Raw genomic sequence first — 25,486 nt, 5'->3', positions numbered from 1 at the left:
CGCATGAACACCACGAACACCACCGAGAAGCAGCAGCTCCGCGCCCCCGATGTGTGGCCCACTTTCCAGGCGCACGACGCCCCCGCCCTGGTCGACTTCCTGGTCGACACGGTCGGCTTTGAGCGTACGGCCGTCTACCGGGACGGTGACCGCGTCGCCCACGCCCAGCTCGACTGGCCCGAGGGCGGCGGCGTCATGCTCGGCTCCTACGACCCGTCCGGTGAGAAGGGCTGCCTCCAGCCGGGCAGCTCCGGCGCGTACATCGTCACCGCACACGTCGACGCGCTCTACGAGCGGCTGACCGCGGCCCGGGTGACGATCGTCCGCGCCATCGAGGACCAGCCCTATGGAAGCCGCGAGTTCGCGATCGCGGACCCGGAGGGCAACACCTGGTCGTTCGGCACCTACCCCGGAGAGCCGCGCGGCCAGAACTGACGGGTATCCGACGCCTTCCCGCACCCCGGTGTCAGGAAGGCGTCAAGACCGCGGCACACCGCGCCAGGATTCCGACAAGACGGCTCGGCTACCGCCCGGCCGCCGTCCCAAGCTGAGCACCCGACGTTCCCGACCGGAGGTGCGAGGAGATGACGACGGTGTCCCGAGGCGAGGACCGGCCCCCGGCCACGACCGGAGCCGAGGACACGGCGCGAGCCGGGGCCGGAGCCGGTAACGGGGCCGACGAGGAACCCCCGGATACCGGCGTACGCGGCCCCGGGGGCCTGAAGGCCCCGGAGGACCGGCACCGGCTCACCGCCGTCCAGGGACTGGCCGCGCTCTCCTTGGACGCGATGGCGTCCGTGGCCTACGGCCCGGAGGCGATCGTCCTGGTCCTGGCCGCGGCGGGTGCGCACGGGCTCGGCTTCACCCTGCCGGTCACCCTCGCCATCGCCGGGCTGCTGGCGGTGCTCGTGGCCTCCTACCGCCAGGTCATCGCCGCCTTCCCGGACGGTGGCGGCGCCTACGCGGTGGCCAAGGCTCATCTGGGCAGACGCCCCGCCCTGGTGGCCGCGGCCTCCCTGATCCTGGACTACGTCCTGAACGTGGCCGTCTCGGTGACCGCCGGAGTGGCCGCCCTGACCTCCGCCTTCCCCGGCCTCTACGACGACCGGGTGTGGATCTGCCTGGCCGTGCTCACCCTGGTGACGGCGGTCAATCTGCGCGGGGTGGTGGACTCCGCACGCGCCTTCATCGTGCCCACCACCGTCTTCGTGGGCTCCATCCTGGCCATCATCACCGTCGGCCTGTTCCGCTCCGCACCGGCCAGTACCCACGCGGCCGACGGACACGCCTCCGCCCTCGGCGACAGCGCCACCACCGTGGGCGCCCTGCTCCTGCTGAAGGCGTTCGCCTCCGGCTGCTCCGCCCTCACCGGCGTCGAGGCCGTCGCCAACGCCGTCCCCTCCTTCCGGGCCCCGGCCGCCCGCCGCGCCCAGCGCACCGAAGTGGCACTCGGCGCGCTGCTGGGCGTCATGCTGATCGGCCTGTCCGTTCTGATCGGCCGCTTCCACCTCCAGCCGGTCGAGGGTGTCACCGTCCTCGCCCAGCTCGCGGACGCCTCACTCGGCCACAACGCGGCGTTCTACGTCGTCCAGTTCGCCACCATGGTGCTGCTCGCGCTGGCCGCCAACACCTCCTTCGGCGGACTGCCCGTGCTGATGGCCCTGCTCGCCCGGGACAACCACCTGCCCCATGTCTTCGGCCTCAAGGCCGACCGCCAGGTCCACCGCCACGGCGTTCTCGCCCTGGCCGCCGCCTCCGCCGCACTGCTGCTGGTGTCGGGCGGGGACACCAACACCCTCGTACCGCTCTTCGCCATCGGGGTCTTCGTCGGCTTCACCCTCTGCCAGACCGGTATGGTCCGCCACTGGCGTAGGCAGCGCACCCCCGGCCGGCGGGGCAAGGCCGCCCTCAACGGCTTCGGCGCCCTGCTCACCGGCGTCGCCGCGATCGTGGTCACCGCCACCAAGTTCACCGAGGGCGCCTGGCTCATCGTGATCGCCCTGCCGCTGCTGGTCCTCGTCTTCGAACGGGTCCACCGTGCCTACACCCGCATCGGCCACGCCCTGGGCCTCGGGCGCATCCCCGAACCCCCGCGCCCGAGCCGCTCCCTGATGATCGTCCCCGTCTCCGGCATCTCCCGCCTGACCCGCGAGGCCCTGAGCACCGCCGCCTCCCTCGGCGACGACGTGCACGCTGTCACGGTCGTCCATTCCGACCCCGAGGACCGGCGGGCGGCCGAAACCCTGCGCCGGGACTGGGAACTGTGGAACCCGGGCACCGACCTGATCACCCTCCCCGCCACCACCCGCTCGCTGGGCCGCCCCATCGCCGCCTACGTCGACGAGCTGACCACCCGCCACCCCACCACCCGCATCACGGTCCTCATCCCCGAAACCGAACCCGCCCGCCCCTGGCAGCGCCTTCTCCAGAACCAACGCGGCGCCGTCGTGGCCCACACCCTCCGCCACCACACCACCGCCGTCATCTGCCGCCTCCGCTTCCGTCTCCCGAAGCCCTGAGCCACCCCGCGTCGGCGGAATCGGCCTCCGCCGCGGGGGCCGGGCCAGGGGCGGAATGGTGTGCACCGGAGCGGCCCATGGTTGGGGTCCGGGGCGCGGGCGCGGATACTGGGCGGCATGCGTATCGACTTTGATCCCGAGGCCATGGACCGGACCCCCTTCTACAAGCTGCTGACCTCGGTCGTGGTGCCCCGGCCGATCGCCTGGGTGTCGACGATGTCGGCGGACGGGACGGCCAACCTGGCGCCGCACTCGTTCTACTCCGTCTCGTGTGTGTCCCCGCCGATCGTGCAGTTCACCTCCGTCGGCCGGAAGGACTCGCTGCGCAATGTCGAGGAGACCGGGGAGTTCGTGGTGAACTTCGCCCCCGAGCGGCTCTTCGAGGAGGTCAACGCGACCGCGACGGACTTTCCGCACGGGGTCAGCGAGTTCGAGAAAGTGGGGATCGAGCAGGAGACGAGCCTGCGGGTGAAGCCGCCGCGGGTGGCCGCCTCGCCGGTGGCGCTCGAGTGTGTGCTGCACGGCACGCTGGGTCTTGGCGACTCCACGGTGGTCTTCGGGCGGGTGGTGCACGCCGTGGTCGACGACGCGGTGATGGCCGACGGCCACCCCGAGATCGACCGGCTCAAGCCGCTGGCCCGGCTGGGCAAGAACGAGTGGGGAACCACCGGCGAGATCCTGGACCGTGCCCGGATCCGGTACGCGGACTGGGAGGCCGGCCGGGGCGAAGGCCGGGGCTGACGGAGCGCCCCCGGGGCGGGAGGGCCGTGGGGCCGTAGGGTGCTGCCGGTGATGGAGACCTTCGTGTTCGACGTCGGCTCGACCCTCGTCCGCGAGGACCGCCACTGGGCCGCGTGGGCCGACTGGCTCGGTGTCCCACGGCACACCCTCTCCGCCCTGGTGGGAGCCGTTGTCGCACAGGGGCGTCCGGACAACGACGCGCTCCGTCTGGTGAAGCCGGGGATGGATATCGCCGCCGAGTGGCGGGCACGTGAGGCGGCCGGGCGCGGGGAGCGGCTGGACGAGGAGGATCTGTATCCGGACGTCCGGAGCGCGCTCGGCCGGTTGCGCGGCACCGGGGCGCGGATCGTTGTCGCCGGGAACCAGACGGTCCGCATGGGGGAGCTGCTGCGGGCGCTGGAGCTGCCGGTCGACGCCGTCGCCACGTCCGGTGCATGGGGCGTCGCCAAGCCCGGGGCCGGATTCTTCCGGCGGGTGCTGGAGCTCGCGGACAGCGCGCCGGACCGCACGGTGTACGTGGGGGACTATCCGGCGTTCGACATCCGTCCGGCGAAGGCCGCCGGGCTGAGGGCCGCGCATATCCGGCGCGGGCCATGGGGGCATCTCTGGGCCGGTACGGGCGACGCGGCCCTGGCGGACTGGCGGATCGACGCGCTGGACGAGCTGGTCGGCGTCGCCACCGGATGAACGCGAGGGCGGAGAGCCGGAGCGGCGCGCGAAGCGGAGGAAGACCGCAGTTCAGGGCTGGGATTCACGGTGTGTGATGTATTCACACCCCGTGTGACGAGAGTGCTTGCATATATCTACCGCACACCCTTCCCGGTCCATACCACGGGGCGATTGACTCTTCCCATGCCGCTCAGGGGGCGCCAGACCTGAGCGAAGGGGCCGCCGGACTCCTCCCTCCTCGGCCGGCGGCCCATCTCCCCGCCCCTCTCGAGGGCGTCAGGAACGTCAGCCCGCCGACTCGGCCGCGTGCGCGCTCAGCACACCGAAGCCGACCAGGGCGAAGAGGACCAGACCCAGCAGGATCCGGTAGATCACGAACGGCATGAAGCTCTTGCTGGAGATGAACTTCATAAACCACGCGATAACCGCATATCCGACAACAAAGGCGATAACGGTTGCGAAGATGGTGGGGCCCCAGGAGGTGTGCCCCTCGGACGCGTCCTTCAGCTCGAAGAGCCCGGACGCCAGGACCGCCGGAACGGCGAGGAGGAAGGAGTAGCGGGCGGCGGCCTCGCGGGTGTAGCCCATCAGCAGACCGCCGCTGATGGTCGCTCCCGACCGGGAGACACCCGGGACCAGGGCCATCGCCTGGCAGACGCCGAATATGAGCCCGTCCTTGACCTTCAGCTCCTGGAGCGTCTTGCGCTGCTTGGCGACACGGTGCTTCCCGCCCGTCTCGTCGCGCGCCGCCTGCCGGTCCGCGAAGCCCAGCACCACACCCATGACCACGAGGGTGGTGGCGATCAGCCGCAGATCGCGGAACGGTCCCTCGATCTGGTCCTGGAGGGTGATGCCGAGCACGCCGATGGGTATGGAGCCGACGATCACCAGCCAGCCCATCTGGGCATCATGGTCGGAGCGCCACTCCTTGCTGTAGAGCGAGCGGAACCAGGCCGAGACGATACGGGCGATGTCCTTGCGGAAGTAGATGAGCACCGCGAGCTCGGTGCCGATCTGGGTGATCGCGGTGAAGGCTGGTCCCGGGTCGTTCCAGCCCGCGAAGGCGGCCGTGAGCCGCAGATGGGCACTGGAGGAAATCGGAAGGAACTCGGTCAGCCCCTGGACAAGCCCGAGGATGAAAGATTCGAACCACGACATTGCGTCTACGTATCCAAAGGCTGATCATGCGCTGACCGGCGCATATGGGGCACGACCGGGTCAGGCGGGGGTGGCCGACGGGAAGAAGCCCGTGGCCGACGATCAACCACGGGGTTCGTGGGGCAGCGTAGCGTCCCCGGGTAAGAGACGACCAAGGGCCCGGTCCGCTCACCCGTTAAACGCATTGATCATGGGGTATCCGGCGGCTCGGCATACCGCGCTCGCGATGCCGACGATCTGCGGAGGACCTGCCGAGGAGCCGCGCCGTATGACCGCGACCGGGCATGGATCAGCAGAGGGCGGGAACGGCCGCGCGGCGGCCGGGACCATCACGACCGACGTTCCGTTCCTCGCCGTACCGGCGGAACGCCGCTCCCTCGAGGACATCGCCGAGCCGCTGTCCGCCCGCGCGGCGGCGGCGTCCTCGGCCCCCGGGACGAGCGCCACGAGCGGCTGACCGTCCGGCTCGGCGGTACGGGTCAGGCGTGCGGCGTGGTGCTCCCGGCGGTGCGCGGGGGCCGCAGTCCGCCGCGTTTGCGCCACGCCACGACCACGCCGGCCAGCGCGGGAACGGCGATGCACGCCATCGCGATGAGGAAGACGGGGGAGGTGGGGGTGGTCGCATGGCTGCCCGCCACGACATACGCGGCGGTGTTCGGCACAGTGCCGAGGCCGGTCGCCAGGAGGAACGACGGCCACCCCATCCGGGACACCGCGGCGCAGTAGTTCGCGGCCGCGAACGGTACGCCGGGGAAGAGCCGGATCGCGAGCATCGACCGGAAGCCATGACGGCTCAGCTGGTGGTCGGCCGAGGTCAGCCAGCGGCCCCGCAGCAGCGGGCGCAGTGCGTCCTGGCCGAGCAGCCGCCCCAGACCGAAGGCGATTCCGGCGCCGATCACCGTCCCGGCGACCGCCGCGGCCAGCCCGGCCTGCCAGCCGAAGAGGGCACCCGCCGCCAGATTCAGCAATGGCCGCGGCACCAGCGCGGCGGTGCACAGCCCATACGCGACGGTGAACAGGACCACCGCCGCCGGGCCGGACAGCTGGGGCGGCCAGCCGTGCGCCAGCAGCCGGTGCGGCTGCCACACCCAGACCGAGGCCGCCGAGCCCACCAGCAGCGCGGCGAGCAGCGCGAGCCGCGACCACGGCGACAGCAGCACCGCGCGGGCGCGGCGCACGGCCGGTTTCGGGGAGGGGACGGCGACATCGAGCATCGGGGGAGCCTAACCGACCGGATGAGGCGGACGCTGTGATGTCGTCCTCTCGTCGGAGGACTGTCGGTCGATCGTCGGCCGGCCGTTGGCCGTTCGTCGGCCGTTCGTCGGCCGTTCGTGGCCGTTCGTCGGTCGTTCGTGAGGTGTTCGTCGCTCGCGCCCGGTCGCCGGTCCTGACCGGCACAACGAACTCCACAGCACCGGAAGTTCGTTTCCGGCACACCGCTCCCACGCGCCCCGAAAACCATTCGACGTGCATCGTACGGTGCGCAATGATCAACGACATGTTCCGGTACGCCTTCCTCCCGCCGACGTCCGCCCTCGCGGACGCGCCGAAGGCTGCCGCCGTTCCCCCGCCCGTGAGCACGGCCGCCGCCATGGCGGCCATCGCCGCAGTGGCCCTCGCCCTCGTCACGACTCCCGCCTGCCTCGACGGCGCACGAAGCTGACCCTCCTCGGACATCTCCGACGGATCCCGCAAGGGGAGGGTCGGACAGGCCCTGGGGTCCGCGTTTCCACTGCTGTTCCGAGGAGGAACTGCCCGCATGTCCAAGCAGACGTATGTGCGCACCAAGCCGCATCTGAACATCGGCACCATGGGCCATGTCGACCACGGCAAGACCACCCTGACCGCCGCCATCACCAAGGTGCTCAGCGAGCGCGGCTCCGGCGGCACCTATGTGCCGTTCGACCGCATCGACCGGGCGCCGGAGGAGGCCGAGCGCGGCATCACCATCAACATCGCCCACGTCGAGTACGAGACCGAGACCCGGCACTACGCCCATGTCGACCTGCCCGGCCATGCCGACTTCATCAAGAACATGGTGACCGGCGCGGCCCAGCTCGACGGCGCGATCCTCGTGGTCTCCGCGCTCGACGGCGTCATGCCGCAGACCGCCGAGCACGTACTGCTCGCCCGCCAGGTGGGCGTCGACCACATCGTGGTCGCCCTCAACAAGGCCGACGCGGGCGACCCCGAGCTCACCGACCTGGTCGAGCTCGAGGTGCGCGAGCTGTTGTCGGCGCACGGCTACCCCGGTGAGAGCACGCCCGTCGTACGGGTCTCCGGGCTGCGGGCGCTGGACGGCGACCCGCGCTGGACCGGCGCGATCGAGGCGCTCCTGGACGCCGTGGACTTCTATGTGCCGACGCCGGTGCGCTACACCGACGCCCCGTTCCTGCTCCCGGTGGAGAACGTGCTGACCATCACCGGGCGCGGCACGGTGGTCACCGGTGCCATCGAGCGCGGCACGGTGCGCGTCGGCGACCGGGTCGAGGTGCTCGGCGCGGACGTGGCGACCGTCGTCACGGGGGTCGAGACCTTCGGCAAACCGATGGAGGTCGCGGAGGCGGGCGACAACGTCGCGCTGCTGCTGCGCGGTGTGCCGCGTGACGCGGTGCGCCGTGGCCATGTGGTCGCGGCGCCCGGCAGCGTGGTGCCCCGGCGGCACTTCACCGCGCGGGTCTACGTCCTGTCGACGGACGAGGGCGGGCGGCGTACGCCGGTGTCCACCGGCTACCGGCCGCAGTTCTACATCCGTACGGCGGATGTGGTCGGCGATGTGGACCTCGGGCTCACGGGTGTGGCGCGCCCCGGCGACACCGTCACCATGGCGGTCGAGCTCGGCCGTGCCCTGCCGCTGGAGCCGGGGCTGGGCTTCGCGATCCGCGAGGGCGGCCGCACGGTGGGCGCGGGGACCGTGACCACCGTCTCCGACCGGCCGTGACGCACCGGTGAGGGATCCGCCCGCGCCCCGCACGCTTCCGGGGGCGCGGGCGGATCAGCCACGGGCAGGAACGAAGGGAAACGGTCGGGAGCCGAGAAGAGGCCGAGCGAGAACGGGCCGGAACGGGCCGGAGCGAGCGGGGACGGGCCGAGGTCGGCCGAGGCGGTGGCCGCCGGGCCGCGGCCGGGCATCCGGCCCGGCACAATGAGAGCGTGGACGAGCCCATACCTGTGATCCGCGCCGTGGACGGCGGCACCGCCAAGCTGATGCCGGACCTCGACCGGCCGCACGCCTGGCTGCTCACGGTGGACGACGCCCCGCAGTCCTATGTCGACCTGGACGACCCCACACACCTCGAGTTCGAGTACGCGCAGCGGCTCGCGCACGTTCTCGACGAGACGGCCGAACCCGGCGCCCCGCTCGATGTCCTGCACCTCGGCGGCGGGGCGCTCACCCTGCCGCGCTATCTGGCCGCGACCCGTCCCGGTTCGCGTCAGGAAGTGATCGAGGCCGACCGCGGGCTGCTGGAACTGGTCGACGAACACCTGCCGTTGCCGCCCGCGTCGGGGATCACGGTGCGCCGCGCGGACGCGCGGACCGCCCTGGAGGCCGCGCCCGAGGCGTCCGCCGACATCATCATCGCCGATGTCTTCGGCGGTTCCCGGGTGCCCGCGCATCTCACCTCGGTCGAGTACGCCCGCGCGGCCGCCCGGGTGCTGCGGCGGGGCGGCCGGTACACGGCGAATCTGGCCGACGGAGCGCCCTTTGGCTTCCTGCGCTCACAACTGGCCTCGCTGCGGGTGGTGTTCCCGCATCTGTGCCTGATCGCCGAGCCCGCGGTGCTGCGCGGCCGGCGGTTCGGCAACACCGTGCTGGTGGCCTCCCACAGCGAGCTGCCGGTCGACGTGCTGGCCCGCCGCACCGCCGCCGACGCCTTCCCGGCCCGTGTGGAGTACGGGGAGGCGCTGGAGCGCTTCACGGGCGGGGCAGCCCCGGTGGCGGACGCCGAGGCGGTGCCGTCGCCCGAACCGCCCGGCGGTGCCTTCAGCGTGGGCTGATCCTCGTGGGCTGATCCTCCGTCGGCCGAAGCCGCCGCATCACGTCGGGTGCGCTGTCCGAGGCGCTACCTAAGTCGCTTTCCGGGAGGGCGGGTTCATACCTCCGTCGCCGGGGCGCAGACCTTTGGCCGACGACAGCGCGTACCGCCGATTGCCAGAGTGGAGTGAACGGCACAGCGAACGGCACAGCGGGGGGAGCGATGATGGGCGGCAAGGAGATCAGCCGGGCCGGATTTCTGGCCAGGGCGGGAGCGGTCGGTGTCACGGGAGCGATGGGGCCGCTGCTGACGGGAGGCCGGGCGAGGGCGACCGGGGCGCCGGAAGCGGCCTCGGGACCGGCATCGGAACGGGCCCCGGGACCGGCGCCGGGCAGGACGGGCGGTCGGCGGGGGCTGAGGTATCGCGGGGTGTCCTACGAGGTCATCGACGGAGAGACACCGTTCACAGGGTGGAATGCCACGCGGATGCGCCATGATCTGCGGGCGATCAGGGACCAGCTCCACGCAAGCTCGGTCTCCGTCTTCGGCACCGGTGTCGAGCGGCTCGCGGCCACATCGTCGGAGGCCGCGGAGCGCGGGCTGCATGTGTGGCTCCAGCCGCGGCTGGCGGATGTTCCGCAGCGGGAGATCCTTGACCATCTGGCCGAAACGGGCAGACATGCCGAGCGGTTGAGGCGCCAGGGGGCCGAGGTTCATCTCAGCGTCGGCGCTGAGTTCATGCTGTTCGTGCCGGGCATTGTTCCCGGTGCCAGTGCCGTGGAGCGCATCAAGAACCTGACGAGCGGAAACGTCGACCTGAAGAAGATGATGCGGGAGCTGCGCTCGTTCACCGCGCGGGCGGCGAAAGTCGGCAGGTCCGTCTTCCACGGCAAGCTGACATACGGCGCGGCGCAGGACGAAGCGGTGGACTGGAATCTGTTCGACCTGGTCAGCGTCAACTACTACGCGTCCTTCGCCCGGCGGGCCGACCATGTCCGGGAGCTGGCGAAGTACCGGCGGTGGGGGAAGCCGGTGGTCGTCCCCGAGTTCGGCACCTGCACCTTCCAAGGAGCCCCGGAGAAGGGCGGTATGGGGTGGGACGTGGTCGACTACGACAAGGAGCCCCCTGAGATCATCGGTGACCTGGTCCGCAGCGAGCGCACCCAGGCCGCCTATCTCACCGATCTGGTCGATGTCTTCGAGTCGATGGATCTGTATGCGGCGCTGGTGTACCAATTTGTCACCCCGGACGCCCCGCACCGGCATCAGCCGCGCTACGACCTCGACATGGCGAGTTACAGCCTGGTGAAGGCGATCTGGAAGACTCCTGAGGGGCCGACCGCCCACTGGCACTGGGAGCCGAAGGAGGCGTTCCACGCACTGGCGCGGCACTACGGCAGGGCGCGGTGCTGACCCTCGGCCGCCGCGGGGCCGGGGGTGAGCGGCCCCTCGGCGGCGGTCTCTTCGGCGGCGGGCGCCGCGGTAACGGCGCCCTCGGCGGCGACTTCCTGGGCGACGGCCCCCTCGGCTGGTCCCTTGGCGACGGCCCCCTCGGTGACGGGCCCCTGGGCGATGGGCCCCGATTCACGCCGCCGCAGTCGGCGGACGTCCGGCACGGTCAGCACCGCCAGGGTCAGCAGCAGGATCAGTGCCGAGCAACCCCACAGCGAGGCCGTCCGGCCAAAGGCGTTCTCCGCCGGGCCGGCGAGGGACATGGCCACAGGGAGGAAGGCGACCGAGCCCAGCATGTCGTAGGCCGAGACCCGCGAGAGTTTGTCCTCGGGAATCTCCTGGTGCAGCGCGGTCATCCAGGACACACCGAACACCTCGATCGACGCCCCGCTGATGAACATGACCACGGCCAGCGCCGGCACCGGAAGCGGGATGGCGAGCGCGGCCGACGGCATGGCGAGGGGCAGAACGCACAGGGTGCCCGCGAGCAGCAGACGGCGCGGACGCCAGCGCATCATCAGCACTCCGCCGAGTACAGTGCCCGCGCCGAACGCCGCCAGGGCGAAGCCCCAGGGCCGTGCCCCGCCCAGATGCTCTTCGGCGACCAGCGGACCGTAGACCGCATCGGCCGCGCCCACCACGGCGTTGACCACGGAGAATTGCAGCACGATGCTCCACAGCCAGGGCCGGGTGGCGAACTCCCGCCATCCGTCGCGCAGATCGGCCAGCATCCCGCTCCCGGACTCCCGTGGGGGGACTCCGCGGACATCGAGGAAGGCGCGCAGCGAGCCCGCGACGGCGAAGGCGGCGGCATCCACGGCCAGCATCCAGCCGGGGCCCACGACGGCGATGAGCGCGCCACCGAGAGCGGCGCCACCGATCTGCGCGCCGTTCACCCCTATCCGGAAGAACGCGAAGGCACGGCCCGCCTGTTCGCTGGTGACGCTGGACAGCAGCATGCCCTCGGCGGCGGGGGAGAAGAAGGCATGGCCGGTGCCGCCGATCGCGGAGAGCAGGGCCATCTGCCACAGTTGTGCCTCACCGGACAGCACCAGCGCCGCGAAGGCCGCCTGGGACAGGCAGTTGAGGGCATTGGCCGCGACCATCACCCGGTGCCGGGGCAACCGGTCCGCCAGCGCCCCGCCGATCAGCAGGAAAACCACGAGCGGCACCATGCGGGCAGCGGCCACCAGACCGACATCGCCGCTGTCCCCGCCGGCGTCGAGCACCGCGAACGCCGCCGCGATGAGGGCCCCGGCGTTTCCGAGGCCCGTCGCCACGGCGGCGGCGGTCAGCAGTGTGTAGTTGCGTCCGGCCCACTGGGGGCGGCGGGGTCGGGAGCGCGGGGCCGGGGGAGTGGTCACGAGCGGACTATCCCTGGGGGCAGGCCCCGGCGTCCAACCGAAATTCGGCCAGGGCGATCAAAAGCCGGTATCGGACTTCAGCGGACGCAGGCTGCTCATGATCTTCTTGATGGTCGCGTCCGGGACCTCGTTCTTGGTGCCCTTGACGGAGTAGAGCACCCAGGTCGCGAAGTCACCGTTGGTGTCGGTGTAGCTGACGGTCACCGACTTTCCGTCCGTGCTGCACTTGTCGGTCTTCTTCACCCCGGTGACCGTGGCCGAGGCGGTGTAGCCCTTGAGTCCGTGCTCGCTGGTGAACTTCTTGGCCTTGCTGACCTTGAGAGTGCCGGTCTTCTTCTGGTCGAAGGCGGAGAAGACCCAGTTGCCCGCCTCGATCCGGGCGGCGGACGCCTCGCTCTTGGCCCCCTGGGCGCCCTTGGAGCCCGCCGCGGCGGCATCGCTCTTGTTCTCGTAGCCGCCCTCGCGCTTGACCGTGCAGTAGTCCTTCTTGTAAATGCCCGGGGCGGACATGACGACAAGAGGCTTGCCCTTGTCGTCCTCGAAGCCGATGCTCAGCCCGGAGGACTCGACCCCCCAGTTCGCGGGCACGTCGAAGGCGTTGTGCCGCTTGGCGCTGACCACCGTCTTCCAGCCGGGTATGACGGGCTTGACACTGCCGCCGTCGCGCGGATTGTCGTCTTCCTGGCGGCCTCCCGGGTCCTCGGTGGGGTCCGACGAGGCCGGGGCCGACGAGGAGGCGGGCTTCTTGCCACTCTCGTTGGACTCGTCGTCCTTGCTGTCGTTCTTGTTCAGTACCAGTACAGCGGCGACCGTGGCGGCCGCCACGACCGCCACCGCCGTGACGATCGCGATGGTGGCCGTGCGCTTCTTGCGCGGCGGCTCAGGTGCCCCGGGTGGTGCGGAGGGGGCGCCCCAGCCTTGCGGCTGCTGCGGCCCGCCGTAGCCCGGCTGCTGCTGCGGCTGACCGGGCTGGCCCGGTTGGGGCTGCTGCGGCGGTTGCTGATACGGATTCGGCTGTTGGTAGCCGGGCTGCTGATACGGGTTGGGCTGGTGATACCCCGGCTGGTGGTACGGGTTCTGGTCGTGCGGGTTCTGCTCGCCCCCGGGCGGCTGCTGTCCTGGCCACATGGGCAGTAACCATAAAGGTGGGCGCCGACAGGGGCTACGGCTGCCCCTTTCCCCGCTTTGCTACCGAGTGGTAACTTCCGGGGTATGTCACAGACCATGCCGTCCATCGGCGAGATGCTCGCTGCCACCGTGCCCATGGTGCGCACCCTGAACCTGGAGATCGTCGAGGCAACGGCCGAAAGTGCCGTACTGCGCCTGCCGGACCAGCCGGACTTCCATAACCATGTCGGCGGGCCGCATGCGGGTGCGATGTTCACCCTCGCCGAGTCCGCGAGCGGTGCGATCGTGCTGGCCGCTTTCGGTGACCAGCTCGCCCGCGCCGTACCGCTGGCCGTGCGCTCCGAGATCGCCTTCAAGAAGCTGGCCATGGGCCCCGTCACCGCGACGGCCCGGCTCGGCCGCCCGGTCGCCGATGTGATCGCCGAGCTGGACGCCGGAGAGCGTCCCGAATTCCCGGTGAACATCGAGATCACCCGTGAGGACGGGGCGGTGACCGGCGAGATGTCGATCACGTGGACCCTGCGGCCGCAGTCCTGAGACGCCGCTCGGCAAGCGCCCCTCAGCCTTACGTCAAGCCCATCTCCAGCAGTACGCCGACGCGCCCCGGACCACGACCTGGGGATGATGGCGACCGCGCGCTCATTGAGTAGGCTTCCCGGGCGTGCGCCGAGAATCGGTGCGCGCCCGGGATGGATCGGCACACGGGGAGGAACCGGCGTTGCACATCGAGGAATGGCTCGAGAGCGTACCCGCGATCAGCGTCTATCTTCTGGTGGGTTTGGTCATCGGCTTGGAGAGCCTGGGCATCCCGCTTCCGGGGGAGATCATCCTCGTCAGTGCGACGCTGCTGGCGGCCTCCCAGGACCACATCAACCCCTACATCCTCGGATCCTGCGCCATCGCCGGGGCCGTGATCGGCGACTCCATCGGCTATCTCATCGGCCGGAAGGGCGGCGAGCCACTCCTGGCATGGCTGGGGCGCAAATTCCCCAAGCACTTCAGCGCCGAGCATGTGGCCACCGCCGAGCGCTCCTTCCACAAGTGGGGCATGTGGGCGGTCTTCTTCGGCCGCTTTATCGCCCTGCTGCGGATCTTCGCGGGTCCGCTCGCCGGTGTACTGCGCATGCCGTACTGGAAGTTCTTCATCGCCAATGTGCTCGGAGGCATCATCTGGGCGGGCGGCACCACCGCGGTCATATACTCCGTCGGCAAGGTCGCGGAGGACTGGCTCAAGCGTTTCTCCTGGCTCGGCCTGGTAGCCGCCCTGCTCTTCGGCCTCTGCTCGATGCTCGTCATGAAGTGGCGGTCGAAGAAGACCAAGGCGACGGCGGTCACCGAGGCCGGGCCCGAGACGGCCGAGCCGGAGCCCGTCCCGGCCGCCGACTGAGGCCGACGACCGGGGCCGGCCGGCCTCAGGGCCGTCCGGTCCCGGGGCCGCCCCGTCTCACCGGCCTTCCTGCCGTGCCCGCTCCTCAGCGGCCGCGCGGTGCTGGTGGGCCAGCTCGACATAGCCTGTCGCGTTGAGCCGGATCGACTCGCGCTCCTCCTCGGTGAGCTCCCGCCGGACCTTCGCCGGAACCCCCGCCACCAGGGAGTTCGGCGGCACCCGCATTCCCTGCGGTACCAGCGCTTGCGCGGCCACCAGGGAACCCGCTCCGATATGCGCGCCATTGAGGACGGTCGCGCCCATGCCGATCAGCACATCGTCCTCGACGGTGCAGCCGTGCAGCACCGCGTTGTGGCCCACCGACACCCGCTCTCCGACAGTGGCCGGGAACCCGGGGTCGGCGTGCACGGTGCAGTTGTCCTGGATATTGCTCTGTGCCCCCACGCTGATCGGCGTGGTGTCCCCGCGGAGCACGGCGTGGTACCAGATGCTCGCCTCCGGGCCCACCGAGACCTCACCGATCACCACGGAGGTCGGGGCGATGAACGCCTCCGGGTCGACCTTCGGCTCCCTGCCGCCCACACCAGCGATCAACGCCCGCTCCGTCACAGCATGTCTCCCTCGGCCCGTCTGAGCATGTCCCCGGCACGGTACCCCCGTCCCGGACCACCGGAACCGCCGGAACCGAGGCGGAACCAGCGCAATCGATCATGCGTCCTCCTGTCCGTGGAGACACAGGGCGCGGACGCACAGGAACAGGACCGACGGCAGATACCGGGGCAGGAGGACCACGCCGCACCGCGGCGGTTCTTCGTGGAGGGCGACGGTGAGAGGCTCGGCTGCGCCGCCTTCGAGCCCACCGCTCCGGCGGTGGGTGCCACCGCGGTGGTGCTGCACGGCGCCGGGACCAGTGACAAGGAGCGGATGCTCGGCCTGATGCGAGCGCTGGCCGCCCATGGCCGTCGCGCCGTGGCCTGCGACTTCTCCGGACATGGCGAAAGCTCCGGCGAACTGGGCGAATTGAGCCTGAAGCGGCGGTGCGCCCAGGCCCGTGCCCTGATCGACCAGGGCGTGCCCGCCTCCGATGAGCTGGTCCTCATCGGGTTCAGCATGAGCGGTCAGACGGTCGCCGATCTGCTGGCCCACTACGGTCCCCGGGTGACGACGATCGGCCTGTGCGCCCCGGCCCTCTACGCCCGCGACGCCTGGCCGGTGCCGTTCCGCGCCGGTTCCGGCTTCACCGAGACCATCCGCACCCCGGGCAGTTGGCGCTCCTCCGCGGCCCTCGACACCTTCCGCGCCTACGGCGCGCGGGCGGTCCTCGCCGTGCCCGCGCGGGACGAGATCATCCCGCCGGAGGTGACCGAAGCCGTCGCGGGCGCGCTGGCCGAGCGCTCCGACCTCACCCGCCTCGTCCTGCCCGACGCCGAGCACTGGCTCGGCGCCTGGTTCCGTGACCACGCCGAGGACCGCGGCCGGTTCGTCCGGGCACTGGTGGGTGGGTAAGGCCGGTGGCTGGTGCCATCGGTGCACCCCCGGGTGCTGGTGAGGCGCTGGTGAGGCGGTGATCCCCGGGGGTCAGCCCGTCGCCAGCAACAGGGTTCCGACCAGGGCCAGTCCGGCTCCGCCGGCCTGTACGGCACGCAGCCGCTCGTTGAGCAGACCGCGGGCCGCGAGCGCGGTCACCACGGGGTAGAGGGAGGCGAGCACGGCGGCCACGGCAACCGGGCCGTGCTGGGCGGCCAGGTTGTAGGTGCCGTTCGCGGCGACATCGGACAGACCCACGAAGGCGAGCGCCGGAAGCGACGCCCACACCACACCGAGACCCCCTTCGGGCAGCGCGGGGTTTCCGCGCCGGACGGCGGCGTACAGCGCGGCGCCGCCGACCACCACATTGCACACCCGCTGGACGAACAGGGCGAGGAAGAGCCCGGTGAGGGTGGAGGACGCCTCCGCGATCAGCGCCATCACCGAGCCGAAGCCGAGCGCGGCGACCAGTGTGAGCAGCAGGGTCTGCCGCTGGACGGGTGCATCCCCGGTCTGCGGTCCGCTCGCCAGGACAACGCCGGCCACCGCCACCACGATCCCGGCGATCTGGAGCACCCCGGGCCGCTCGCCGAGCACCAGCGCCACGCCGAGCGGCACCACCACCCCGCCCAGCGCCCCGAGCGGGGAGACCACACCCATCGGGCCGAGCGCGAGGGCCCGGTAGAAGCAGAGCATCGCGGCTGGTCCGACCACACCCGCCGCGGCCGCGAACCACAGCTGCGGCCCGGCCTCGGACCAGCCGCCGGTGGCCACCACGACGGCGCCCAGGACCGCTACCGCGATGGTCTGCGAGACCACGACCACGGTGAGCGCGGGCGTCCGTCGGGTGAGCAGCCCTCCGCCGAAGTCGGCCAGCCCCCAGAGCAGACTGGTGGCAAGAGCGAAGAGTGCGGACATGGTGGAACCTCGCCGTACAGTGTGATGGACGTGGGAGTACACCTCACCGTAGTTCAACGCGCTCGACTACGCCATTCAAAATATTGGACGGACATCCGGATCGTGACGGACCTCGATCAGCTCACGCAGTCGCTCGCCCGCAATCTCAAGCGCTGGCGCAATGAACGCGGCTACACCCTCGACGCCCTCGCCGCCCGCGCCGGGGTCAGCCGAGGCATGATCATCCAGATTGAGCAGGCCCGTACCAACCCCAGCGTCGGCACCACCGTGAAGCTGGCCGACGCCCTCGGGGTGAGCATCACCACCCTGCTCGACTACGAGCAGGGGTCACAGGTGAGCCTCGTCCCCGCCGACCAGGCGGTGCGGATGTGGTCCACCGACGGCGGCAGCTACACCGCGCTGCTCATCGGCACCGAGGCGCGCGGGCCGCTGGAGCTGTGGGAGTGGCGGCTGATGCCCGGCGAGGGCAGCGACTCCGATCCGCACCCCGTGGGCACCTTCGAACTGCTGCATGTGACGGCGGGGGTGTTGACCCTGGTGGCGGGCGGCGAGGAGCACACCGTACCGGCCGGGACCTCGGCGGCTTTCGAGGCGAACACCCCGCACACCTACCGCAACGACGGCGAGGTCCCGGTGGCGATGACCATGGCGGTGTCGGTCCCGCCCGCCCGCTGAGACCACGTCTCCCGTGCCCGCCCCCGGCTGTTAGCTTGACCGCATGAGCACGCCGATGGATGCCTTCGACGACGTCCGCCCCGCCGTCGAGTGCCTGGACCTGCTGGCCGCCCCCGTCGCCGCCGCCCTGCGCGACTGGCGCGGTACCGAGCCGGTGGAGCGGGTGGCTTACGTGGACACGGACCCGGACCGGGCCGACACCGCCGTACTCGTCGAGACCTACGGCTCATGGCTGCTGGAGCAGTCCGCCAACTGCGTGGTCGTGGCGGGCAAACGGGGCGGCGCCGTGACCCTCGCCGCCGCTCTGGTGCTGGCCCACACCCGCGCGGACGTCAACGGTGTGGTCCGCCGTCATCTCGGTGCCCGGAAGGCGTCGTTCGCCCCGATCGAGACGGCGACCGGGGAGAGCGGAATGGAGTTCGGCGGTATCACCCCCATCGGCCTGCCCGCCGGCTGGCCGCTGCTGGTGGACGCCGCCGTGGCCGACATCCCCTACGCGCTCATCGGGAGCGGCAGCCGCCGCGGCAAGCTCATCGTGCCGGGCAAGCTGCTCGCCGGGCTGCCGGGCGCGGTGGTGCTGGAGGGTCTCGGCGTCTGAGCCGTCCACCCGCTCCGGCTGAGCGGGCGCCGGGGTTCAGCCCAGCCGGGGGATCTCGATGGCCGGGCAGCGGTCCATGATCATCTCCAGCCCGGCGGCCCGGGTGCGCTCGTACGCGTCCGGATCGATCACGCCCAGCTGGAACCAGACGGCCTTGGCCCCGATGGTCACCGCCTCGTCCGCGATGCCGCCCGCCATCCCGGAGTTCACGAACACATCGACCACATCGACCGGGAAGGGGATCTCGGCGAGCGAGGTGTAGCCCCGCTCGCCGTGCACCGTCTCGGCCTTGGGGTGCACCGGCACGATCCGCTTGCCGAAGCGCTGAAGGACCCCCGCGACCCCGTAGGCCGCGCGCTCCTGGTTGGCGGAGAGCCCCACCACGGCCCAGGTGTCACCCAGCTCCGTGAGGATCCTGCGGACCGTCGCCGGGTCGCCGTACATACGTGCCTCCTGGGGTGGGGTGCTGGAACGGGCTGTTCCAACGGCTCTTCGCACGTCAACGGCGCCCGGCGCCCGGAGATTCCCCGGCGGACCGGTCAGGAGCGGTAGCGGTGGCCCGGCAGCAGGGTGTCCACCAGCTCGGCCATCACGGACCGCCAGTGCTCCCGCCGCTCGTTGCGCTCCTCCGGCCGATCTCGGCGCCGTGGCCCAGCCGACAGGGTCAGTGACGCGTTCGGAGGGCAGTCCCCGGGCGCCGCTCCCCGGTGCGCATAGGGTGGACGGATGCAGGAGCGGTACCGGACGGTCGCCCGCGCGGGCGTACATGAGATCGAGATCAACAAGTCACGCTTCATCTGCTCGCTCGCGCCCGCCGCGAACGAGCAGGAGGCGCAGGACGTCATCCAGCGCGTCCGGAAGGAGCACCCCACCGCCACGCACAACTGCTTCGCCTATGTCATCGGCGCCGACGGCGGGGTGCAGAAGGCGAGTGACGACGGCGAGCCGGGCGGTACGGCGGGCGTCCCGATGCTCCAGATGCTGGTGCGCCGGGAGGTGCGCTATGTGGTGGCTGTTGTCACCCGCTACTACGGCGGTGTGAAGCTGGGCGCGGGCGGGCTGATCCGCGCCTACGGCGGAGCGGTCGGCGAGGCGCTGGACGCGCTGGGCACCGTTGTCCGGCAGCGCTTCCGGCTGGTCACCGTCACCGTCGACCACCAGCGGGCGGGAAAGCTGGAGAACGATCTGCGCGCGACCGGGCGGGCGGTGCGCGATGTGCGCTATGCCGAGGACGTGACGATCGAGGTGGGACTGCCCGAGGCGGAGGTGGAGACCTTCCGCGCCTGGCTGGCGGACACCACCGCCGGGACCGCGGTCATGGTGCTGGGCGGCGAGGCGTACCAGGACGCGTAGGGCCGGGGCGGCATACGGGTCCGCGTGCTCCGCGCCGACGGTCCGGGCACACCGGCCGCCGTGATGATCCGACTCGGCGAGGAGGCCCACCGGGCGCGCCGGCTGGACGGCAACCCCTCAGCGCCGGTACGGACATGGTCCACACACACCGTCAGCCCGTAGCGCCCCGCGGCGACACGGGCGACACACGGGCGGGGAGTGGCGGACCCCGTTACCGAGGGAGAGCCGATCGTGGATACGGTGGTCGTTGCCCGTACCGCGCGGTCGGTGCGGGCGCGATCGTGATCGAGGGCAATGGGGCGGGAGAAGGGCAAAACGTGCGGGTCGGGGATGAACAGTGAGAATTCTGCACACCTCCGACTGGCATCTCGGGCGGTCCTTTCACCGGGTGAACCTGCTCGCCGCACAGCGCGAGTTCATCGACCATCTGGTCACCACTGTGCGGGAGCGACAGGTGGACGCCGTTCTTGTCGCGGGTGATATCTACGACCGCGCGGTGCCGCCGCTCGCCGCCGTCGAACTGTTCGACGACGTCCTGCACCGTCTCGCGGAGCTCGGTGTGCCCACCGTCATGATCTCCGGCAACCATGACTCCGCCCGTCGGCTCGGCGTCGGCGCCGGGCTGATCGAGCGTGCCGGTATCCATCTGCGGACCGATCCCACCGGCTGCGCCACCCCCGTCGTCCTCGGTGACGACCACGGCGAAGTGGCTTTCTACGGTCTGCCCTATCTCGAACCCCGCCTGGTGCGCGAGGCGTTGGACGCCCCCGCCGCCGGACACACGGCGGTGCTGGAGGCCGCCATGCGCCGGGTGCGGGCCGATCTCGCCGCGCGGCCGCCCGGTACCCGCTCCGTTGTCCTCGCCCATGCCTTCGTCACGGGGGGCGCGGTGAGCGACAGCGAGCGGGACATCACCGTCGGGGGCGTCGCCTCCGTCCCCGCCGAGGTCTTCGACGGCGTCGACTACGTGGCGCTCGGGCATCTGCACGGCTGCCAGGCCATCACGGAGCGGATCCGCTACTCGGGCTCACCGCTCGCGTACTCCTTCTCCGAGACCGCGCACCGCAAGTCCATGTGGCTGGTGGAACTGGGCGCGGCGGGAGCGGGGAACCCGGCCGCTCCGGGGGGCGCCGCGCTGTCCGCCGAGCGCGTGGACTGCCCCGTACCCCGGCCGCTGGCCCGGATCCGCGGCCGTATCGAGGACCTGCTCGCCGACCCCGGCCTCGCCCGGCACGAGCACGCCTGGGTCGAGGCGACGCTCACCGACGCCGTCCGTCCGCAGGAGCCGATGGCCCGGCTGACGCGGCGTTTCCCGCATGTCCTCGCCCTCGCCTTCGACCCCGAGCGGTCCCCCGAGGACCCGCTCGCCTCCTACGCCCGGCGCCTGCGCGGCCGCGGCGACCAGCAGATCGCCGAGGACTTCGTGGCCCATGTGCGCGGTGGACGCGGCCCGGACGCGGCGGAGCGCACGGTGCTCGGCGACGCGCTCGAAGCCGTACGGACCGAAGAGAGCGGCGCCGGGCGGGGAACGGGGCGCGGCGGCGCGGAGGTGGCGCGATGAGGCTGCACCGGCTGTCCGTCACCGCCTTCGGCCCCTTCGGCGGCACCCAGGAGGTCGACTTCGGCGAACTGTCCGCCGCCGGGCTTTTCCTGCTCCACGGCCCGACCGGCGCGGGCAAGACCTCCGTCCTCGACGCCGTCTGCTACGCCCTGTACGGGCAGGTGCCCGGGGCCCGGCAGGGCAGCGGGCCGTCCCTGCGCAGCGACCACGCCGATCCGTTCACCCCGACCGAGGTCGTCCTCGAACTCACCGTCGCCGAACGGCGCCTGGAGATCACCCGGAGCCCCGAGCAGCCCCGTCCCAAGAAGCGGGGCACCGGCACCACCCGGAGCAAGGCACAGAGCCTGCTGCGCGAGTACGTTCCCGGGACGGGGCCCGGCGGGGGCATCGGCGAGTGGAAGGCGCTCAGCCGCTCGCACCAGGAGATCGGCGAGGAGATCGGGCAGCTGCTCGGTATGAGCCGGGAGCAGTTCTGCCAGGTGGTGCTGTTGCCGCAGGGCGATTTCGCGCGCTTTCTGCGCGCGGACGAGATGGCGCGCGGCAAGCTGCTGGGCAGGCTGTTCGACACCGGTCGCTTCGCCGCCGTCGAGGAACGGCTCGCGGAGCTGCGCCGGGCCGCCGAGAAGCGGGTCATCGGCGGTGACGAACGGCTTCTCGCGCTCGCCCACCGGATGGCACAGGCGGCGGGAGCCGCCCCCGACCTCGAGCGCCGGCCGCTCCCCGAACTCGCCCCCGGCGCACCGGGGCTGGCCGACGCGGTCCTGGAGTGGGCCGCCCTCGCCCGCACCGGCGCCCGCGAGCAGCGCGACATCGCGCTCGCCGCGGTGCGGGCCGCCGAGGACGCCCATGACGCGGCTCAGCGCGCGGCCGACGCCGAGCGCGAACGAGCCCAGTTGCAGCACCGCCACGCCGAGGCTCGGCGTCGCGCGGACGACCTCGAACGACAGCGGGCCGAGCGCGACATGGTGCACCAGCGGCTGGAGCGGGCCCGCGCGGCCGACGCGGTCGCCCCCGCCCTCGAACTGCGCGCCGCCGCCGAACACGAGCACCGCGCCGCCGTCTCCGCCGAACGTGCCGCCCGCGCCCACCTCGCCGCCGAGCCGGGCCTCGACGCCCTGACGGCGCCACTCCGCCGCTCCGCCACCTCCGAGATTCCCGGCCAACGCCCGCCGGACGAGGGTGAGTTCGCGGCTGAGGCGGTGGCCGCCGCCGACGCGTCGCGGCGCATCGCCGATGCGCCGGAGGGCCGGTCCGACGCGCCCCGGGCGGCGGCTGGTACGGCGACCACCGGGGGCGGTACCGGGACGAGCCCGGAAGACGCCGATCGACGATCCCCGTCCGCCTCGGCCGACGACCACCGTGTCCCCTCCCCCCTCTCCGAGGCGGACGCCGCCTCATTGGCACGGGTGGAGCGGCGGCTGCGCGAAGAGCTCGGGTCCCTGGCCGCAGCACGGCGCGGTGAGCGGCGGGCCGAAGCCGTGGCCGACGAGATCGCCGCTCTCGACCGGGAGGCGCGCGCCGACGACGAGGCGCTCGCCGAGGCCGCCGACTGGCTCGCCGGGTGGGAGATGGTCCGCGCGGCGCATCAGCGGCGTATCGACACCGCTCAGGAAGCCGCCACCCGGGCCGAACAGCTCCGTGGGCAGATCGAGCCCGCCGAACGGCGGTTGGAGGCGGCCCAGCAGCGGGACCGGCTCACCGGGGAGGCCGAGGAGGCGCGGGAGAACCGGCTCCGGTCCCGGGAGCGCGCCACCGCCGCACAGCGGACCTGGCTCGACCTCAAGGAGCGGCGATTGCGCGGAATCGCCGCCGAACTCGCCGCCGGGCTACGGGCGGGGGAGCCCTGCGCGGTGTGCGGATCGGCCGAACACCCGGACCCGGCGCGCCCCGGGGACGGACATGTCGACCGGGCCGCCGAGGAAACCGCGCTGGAGGAGTACCAGCGGGCCGAGGCGCACCGCGAGGAGGCCGAGCGTGTCCTGCACGGGCTGCGCGAAACCCTCGCGGGTGCCGAGGCCACCGCGGAGGGCGGCGAGGCCGGTGAACTCGCCCGCGCCGTCGCCGAGGTGCGGTCGGCGTTCGCCGGGGCCCGCGACGCGGCGGCGGACGGCCATCCCGCCCGGGAGGCCCTGGACCGGGCCGAGCGCGAGTACGAACGGCGGCTCGACCAGCGGCAGGAGGCCGACCGCCGGGCCTCCGCGCGCACCTCGCACCGCGAGGCACTGCTCCGTGAACGCGCCACGCTGCTCACCGAGTTGGAGCAGGCCCGGGACGGTGCCGCCACCGTGGCGGAGCGCGCCGGGCGGCTGGAGCGGCAGGCCGGGCTGCTCGCACGCGCCGCCGAGGCGGCGCTCGCGGCCGAATCCGCCGCGCGCAGGCTGAAGGAGTCCGACGCCCGGCTCGCCGACGCCGCGTACCGCGCGGGTTTCGACACCCCCCAGGCCGCCGCGAGTGCCGTCCTGTCGCCCGAGCGGCAGCGCGAGGCGCGGCTGCGTATCGAGCAGTGGCAGACGGAGTCCGCGGCCGTCGCGGCGGAACTGGCCGACGAACGGGTGCTGGCCGCCGCGCGGACGCCACCCGCCGACCCGGCGTCGGCACGCGCCGCCGCGGAGGCGGCCACCCGGGCGCTGCGCGATGTCTCGGCCGCGGACGCCGCGGCTCGCGCCCGCTGTGTGGACCTGGACGCGCTGTCGGAACAGGCGGTCGCCGACGCCCGCCGCATCGCCCCGCTGCGCGAGGAGTACGACCGCGTCGCCCGCCTCGCCACGCTCACGGCGGGCACCGCCGCCGACAACGAACGCAAGATGCGGCTCGAGGCGTATGTGCTCGCCGCCCGCCTGGAGCAGGTCGCGGCGGCGGCGAGCGTACGCCTGGCGCGGATGTCCGCCGGGCGCTACACCCTGGTCCACTCCGACGCCCGCTCCAGCGGCCGCGGCAGGTCCGGCCTCGGACTGCACGTCATCGACGCCTGGACGGGCCGGGAGCGGGACACCGCCACCCTCTCGGGCGGAGAGACCTTCTTCGCCTCGCTCGCGCTGGCGCTGGGGCTGTCCGACGTCGTCACGGACGAGGCGGGCGGGGTCCGCCTGGACACCCTCTTCATCGACGAGGGCTTCGGCAGCCTGGACGAGCAGACCCTCGACGAGGTCCTGGACGTCCTGGACTCGCTCCGCGAGCGCGACCGCACGGTTGGCATCGTCAGCCATGTCGCCGATCTGCGCCAGCGGATCCCGGCGCGGCTGGAGGTCGTCAAGGGCCGCCGCGGATCGGCCGTGCGTCACCACACGGCGGCGGGCATCTGAGCACGGCCGGTCGACCGCAGCCGCCCCAGCCCGCGGCTCGGCAGGCCCGCCGCACCCGCGCCCATGGCGTTCCTGCGCGGCGCCGATCCTTCCGTCCGCCGCGTGCGGGCTCATGACGTCCTGCTCGGGCGGGCGCGCCGCGTCCCTGGCCGCCCCGGTCGGCGGTGCGCGGCGGGGCCCGTCAGTGCACGAGACCGGCGGGGCTCAGCGGGCGGCGGCCGTTGCCAGGGCCGTGAACAGGGGCTGTGGGTCGGTGTCCCGGGGCAGACCGCTGACCTGCCCGTCCCCGACCTCCACCACACGCCACCGGCCGTCCTCACGCAGCGCGAGATCCGTGGTGATGAAGCGGCAGCCCAACTCCCTGACCGCCGGACCGACATCCGTCAGGTCCGGGGCGGGGCGCAGCGCGGGGGAGTCGGGGTGGGGGCCGATGTGCACCGGCTCGCCGTCGAGCCACCAGACGCGCGCCTCACCCACCGGCTGGTAGTGCTCGAAGCGGCGCAGCACCACACCCCCGGTGAGGAAGTCGCCCTGGAGCTCCACGAAGCGGGCGACCACGGCGGCGAGGCGGCCGGTGTCGGCCGTCTCGGGGACATAACACGCCTCGTCCCACTCGTGCTTGCGGGATTTGACCCAGTCCTTCACCACGACCGGGCCCGCACCACCGAGCCGAGCGGCCATCCGGGCGAGTTCTGACTCCGCCGGCGTGTGGCCCGGCGCGGTGGGCAGCCAGGCGCTCGGCGGGGTCAGGGGCGCGAAGACCGCGTACCAGCCAGGGAGTTCATGCGCGGTGCGATACCGCTCGGGCGAGGTGAGCAGGGTCCGGCCGCGCTCGGCGAGAGCGGTGGCCAGCTCGGCGTAGCGATCGCCCGGCAGCATCCAGCCGCGGTACCAGGCGGGCCCGGTCTCCCGCGGTACCCGGGCCACCGCGCCCGTCGCGTCCCCGGACACCAGGGCCTCGTGGTCGATCAGGGTGACGGTCGCTCCCGCCGCTCGCACCGCCCGCGCCTCGTCGGCGAATTCGGGGTCGACACGGCGGGGCGTGAGCGGATCGCGGGAGAAGAGGAAGACGGGGCCCATGAGGCGGACCCTAGGAAGAGGGGCGGCCCGGCCACAAACCGTTTCCCGGCCCGGCCGCCCCTTCCGGCTACGCGTCC

25 protein-coding genes are annotated in these 25,486 nt (G+C 72.2%); 17 read left to right on the top strand and 8 right to left on the bottom strand.

What is annotated here, in order from left to right:
• The first annotated feature begins 3 nt into the window (after positions 1–3).
• The 4 genes from JK363_RS29170 to JK363_RS29155 all read left to right on the top strand — a co-directional run bounded on the left by JK363_RS29170 (position 4) and on the right by JK363_RS29155 (position 3,947).
• Positions 4–435, top strand: coding sequence for a VOC family protein (locus JK363_RS29170; RefSeq protein ID WP_201879387.1), 432 nt, complete (start codon positions 4–6; stop codon positions 433–435).
• 149 nt (positions 436–584) lie between these two features.
• The gene (locus JK363_RS29165; protein WP_201879385.1) at positions 585–2,519 is read left to right on the top strand and encodes an APC family permease; all 1,935 of its coding nucleotides are present in this window, start codon (positions 585–587) and stop codon (positions 2,517–2,519) included.
• A 117-nt stretch (positions 2,520–2,636) separates the two neighbouring features.
• On the top strand, positions 2,637–3,260 hold the full coding sequence (locus tag JK363_RS29160) for a flavin reductase family protein (protein ID WP_201879383.1): 624 nt from the start codon (positions 2,637–2,639) through the stop codon (positions 3,258–3,260).
• Positions 3,261–3,308: 48 nt separating this feature from the next.
• Positions 3,309–3,947: an HAD family hydrolase gene (locus JK363_RS29155; protein ID WP_201879381.1), complete on the top strand. Its 639-nt coding sequence runs from the start codon at positions 3,309–3,311 to the stop codon at positions 3,945–3,947.
• 267 nt (positions 3,948–4,214) lie between these two features.
• Here JK363_RS29155 and JK363_RS29150 read toward each other — a convergent pair whose 3' ends face one another.
• Complete coding sequence (locus JK363_RS29150) at positions 4,215–5,087, bottom strand: undecaprenyl-diphosphate phosphatase (RefSeq protein ID WP_201879378.1); 873 nt, start codon at positions 5,085–5,087, stop codon at positions 4,215–4,217.
• 268 nt (positions 5,088–5,355) lie between these two features.
• On the opposite strand from JK363_RS29150, the gene JK363_RS29145 reads away from it, so the two are divergent.
• Entirely contained in the window at positions 5,356–5,544 is a 189-nt protein-coding gene (locus tag JK363_RS29145; RefSeq protein WP_201879541.1) for a hypothetical protein, read from the top strand.
• Positions 5,545–5,566: 22 nt separating this feature from the next.
• On the opposite strand, the gene JK363_RS29140 is transcribed toward JK363_RS29145, so the two are convergent.
• A complete protein-coding gene (locus tag JK363_RS29140; RefSeq protein WP_201879376.1) occupies positions 5,567–6,301 on the bottom strand; it encodes a TVP38/TMEM64 family protein in 735 nt (244 codons plus the stop codon).
• Positions 6,302–6,573: 272 nt separating this feature from the next.
• Here JK363_RS29140 and JK363_RS29135 point away from each other — a divergent pair, with 272 nt between their 5' ends.
• The 4 genes from JK363_RS29135 to JK363_RS29120 all read left to right on the top strand — a co-directional run bounded on the left by JK363_RS29135 (position 6,574) and on the right by JK363_RS29120 (position 10,477).
• Positions 6,574–6,750: a hypothetical protein gene (locus tag JK363_RS29135; RefSeq protein WP_201879539.1), complete on the top strand. Its 177-nt coding sequence runs from the start codon at positions 6,574–6,576 to the stop codon at positions 6,748–6,750.
• 96 nt (positions 6,751–6,846) lie between these two features.
• On the top strand, positions 6,847–8,028 hold the full coding sequence (gene tuf, locus JK363_RS29130; protein ID WP_201879374.1) for an elongation factor Tu: 1,182 nt from the start codon (positions 6,847–6,849) through the stop codon (positions 8,026–8,028).
• Between the two features lie 212 nt (positions 8,029–8,240).
• Positions 8,241–9,086: a spermidine synthase gene (locus JK363_RS29125; protein WP_201879372.1), complete on the top strand. Its 846-nt coding sequence runs from the start codon at positions 8,241–8,243 to the stop codon at positions 9,084–9,086.
• 200 nt (positions 9,087–9,286) lie between these two features.
• Positions 9,287–10,477, top strand: coding sequence for a glycoside hydrolase family 113 protein (locus tag JK363_RS29120; RefSeq protein ID WP_201879370.1), 1,191 nt, complete (start codon positions 9,287–9,289; stop codon positions 10,475–10,477).
• Here JK363_RS29120 and JK363_RS29115 read toward each other — a convergent pair.
• Positions 10,456–11,880 carry an MFS transporter gene (locus JK363_RS29115; protein WP_201879368.1) on the bottom strand — a complete coding sequence of 475 codons (1,425 nt, stop codon included), beginning with the start codon at positions 11,878–11,880 and terminating at the stop codon, positions 10,456–10,458. The two genes, JK363_RS29120 and JK363_RS29115, sit on opposite strands and share 22 nt — an antisense overlap.
• Positions 11,881–11,937: 57 nt before the next feature.
• Positions 11,938–13,008, bottom strand: coding sequence for a DUF8017 domain-containing protein (locus JK363_RS29110; RefSeq protein WP_201879366.1), 1,071 nt, complete (start codon positions 13,006–13,008; stop codon positions 11,938–11,940).
• A gap of 84 nt (positions 13,009–13,092) precedes the next feature.
• Here JK363_RS29110 and JK363_RS29105 point away from each other — a divergent pair, with 84 nt between their 5' ends.
• Positions 13,093–13,545: a DUF4442 domain-containing protein gene (locus tag JK363_RS29105; protein ID WP_201879364.1), complete on the top strand. Its 453-nt coding sequence runs from the start codon at positions 13,093–13,095 to the stop codon at positions 13,543–13,545.
• 181 nt (positions 13,546–13,726) lie between these two features.
• On the top strand, positions 13,727–14,395 hold the full coding sequence (locus JK363_RS29100; RefSeq protein ID WP_201879362.1) for a DedA family protein: 669 nt from the start codon (positions 13,727–13,729) through the stop codon (positions 14,393–14,395).
• A gap of 57 nt (positions 14,396–14,452) precedes the next feature.
• Here JK363_RS29100 and JK363_RS29095 read toward each other — a convergent pair whose 3' ends face one another.
• A complete protein-coding gene (locus tag JK363_RS29095) occupies positions 14,453–15,004 on the bottom strand; it encodes a gamma carbonic anhydrase family protein (protein ID WP_201879360.1) in 552 nt (183 codons plus the stop codon).
• 117 nt (positions 15,005–15,121) lie between these two features.
• On the opposite strand from JK363_RS29095, the gene JK363_RS29090 reads away from it, so the two are divergent.
• The gene (locus JK363_RS29090; RefSeq protein WP_307821904.1) at positions 15,122–15,901 is read left to right on the top strand and encodes an alpha/beta hydrolase; all 780 of its coding nucleotides are present in this window, start codon (positions 15,122–15,124) and stop codon (positions 15,899–15,901) included.
• Between the two features lie 72 nt (positions 15,902–15,973).
• Here the strand turns inward: JK363_RS29090 and JK363_RS29085 are convergent, their stop codons facing one another.
• Positions 15,974–16,840: a DMT family transporter gene (locus JK363_RS29085; protein ID WP_201879356.1), complete on the bottom strand. Its 867-nt coding sequence runs from the start codon at positions 16,838–16,840 to the stop codon at positions 15,974–15,976.
• A gap of 102 nt (positions 16,841–16,942) precedes the next feature.
• On the opposite strand from JK363_RS29085, the gene JK363_RS29080 reads away from it, so the two are divergent.
• Together JK363_RS29080 and JK363_RS29075 are read left to right on the top strand one after the other, a co-directional pair.
• A complete protein-coding gene (locus JK363_RS29080; RefSeq protein ID WP_201879354.1) occupies positions 16,943–17,515 on the top strand; it encodes a helix-turn-helix domain-containing protein in 573 nt (190 codons plus the stop codon).
• 43 nt (positions 17,516–17,558) lie between these two features.
• Entirely contained in the window at positions 17,559–18,113 is a 555-nt protein-coding gene (locus tag JK363_RS29075; protein ID WP_201879352.1) for a YbaK/EbsC family protein, read from the top strand.
• 36 nt (positions 18,114–18,149) lie between these two features.
• Here the strand turns inward: JK363_RS29075 and JK363_RS29070 are convergent, their stop codons facing one another.
• On the bottom strand, positions 18,150–18,557 hold the full coding sequence (locus JK363_RS29070) for a CoA-binding protein (RefSeq protein ID WP_201879350.1): 408 nt from the start codon (positions 18,555–18,557) through the stop codon (positions 18,150–18,152).
• Positions 18,558–18,839: 282 nt separating this feature from the next.
• On the opposite strand from JK363_RS29070, the gene JK363_RS29065 reads away from it, so the two are divergent.
• The 3 genes from JK363_RS29065 (at position 18,840) to JK363_RS29055 (ending at position 24,329) form a co-directional block, all read left to right on the top strand.
• On the top strand, positions 18,840–19,466 hold the full coding sequence (locus JK363_RS29065; protein WP_201879348.1) for a YigZ family protein: 627 nt from the start codon (positions 18,840–18,842) through the stop codon (positions 19,464–19,466).
• A gap of 337 nt (positions 19,467–19,803) precedes the next feature.
• On the top strand, positions 19,804–21,027 hold the full coding sequence (locus JK363_RS29060) for an exonuclease SbcCD subunit D (RefSeq protein WP_201879346.1): 1,224 nt from the start codon (positions 19,804–19,806) through the stop codon (positions 21,025–21,027).
• Complete coding sequence (locus JK363_RS29055) at positions 21,024–24,329, top strand: AAA family ATPase (RefSeq protein ID WP_201879344.1); 3,306 nt, start codon at positions 21,024–21,026, stop codon at positions 24,327–24,329. The genes JK363_RS29060 and JK363_RS29055 overlap by 4 nt, the downstream gene beginning before the upstream one ends.
• 204 nt (positions 24,330–24,533) lie before the next feature.
• On the opposite strand, the gene JK363_RS29050 is transcribed toward JK363_RS29055, so the two are convergent.
• Entirely contained in the window at positions 24,534–25,409 is an 876-nt protein-coding gene (locus JK363_RS29050) for an ATP-grasp domain-containing protein (RefSeq protein ID WP_201879342.1), read from the bottom strand.
• Positions 25,410–25,486 lie beyond the last annotated feature (77 nt).

This window comes from Streptomyces coffeae, assembly GCF_016741875.1.
Classification (GTDB): domain Bacteria; phylum Actinomycetota; class Actinomycetes; order Streptomycetales; family Streptomycetaceae; genus Streptomyces; species Streptomyces coffeae.
The sequence above is the reverse complement of the archived record's forward strand: the minus strand, read 5'-3'. Positions and strand labels throughout refer to the sequence as shown.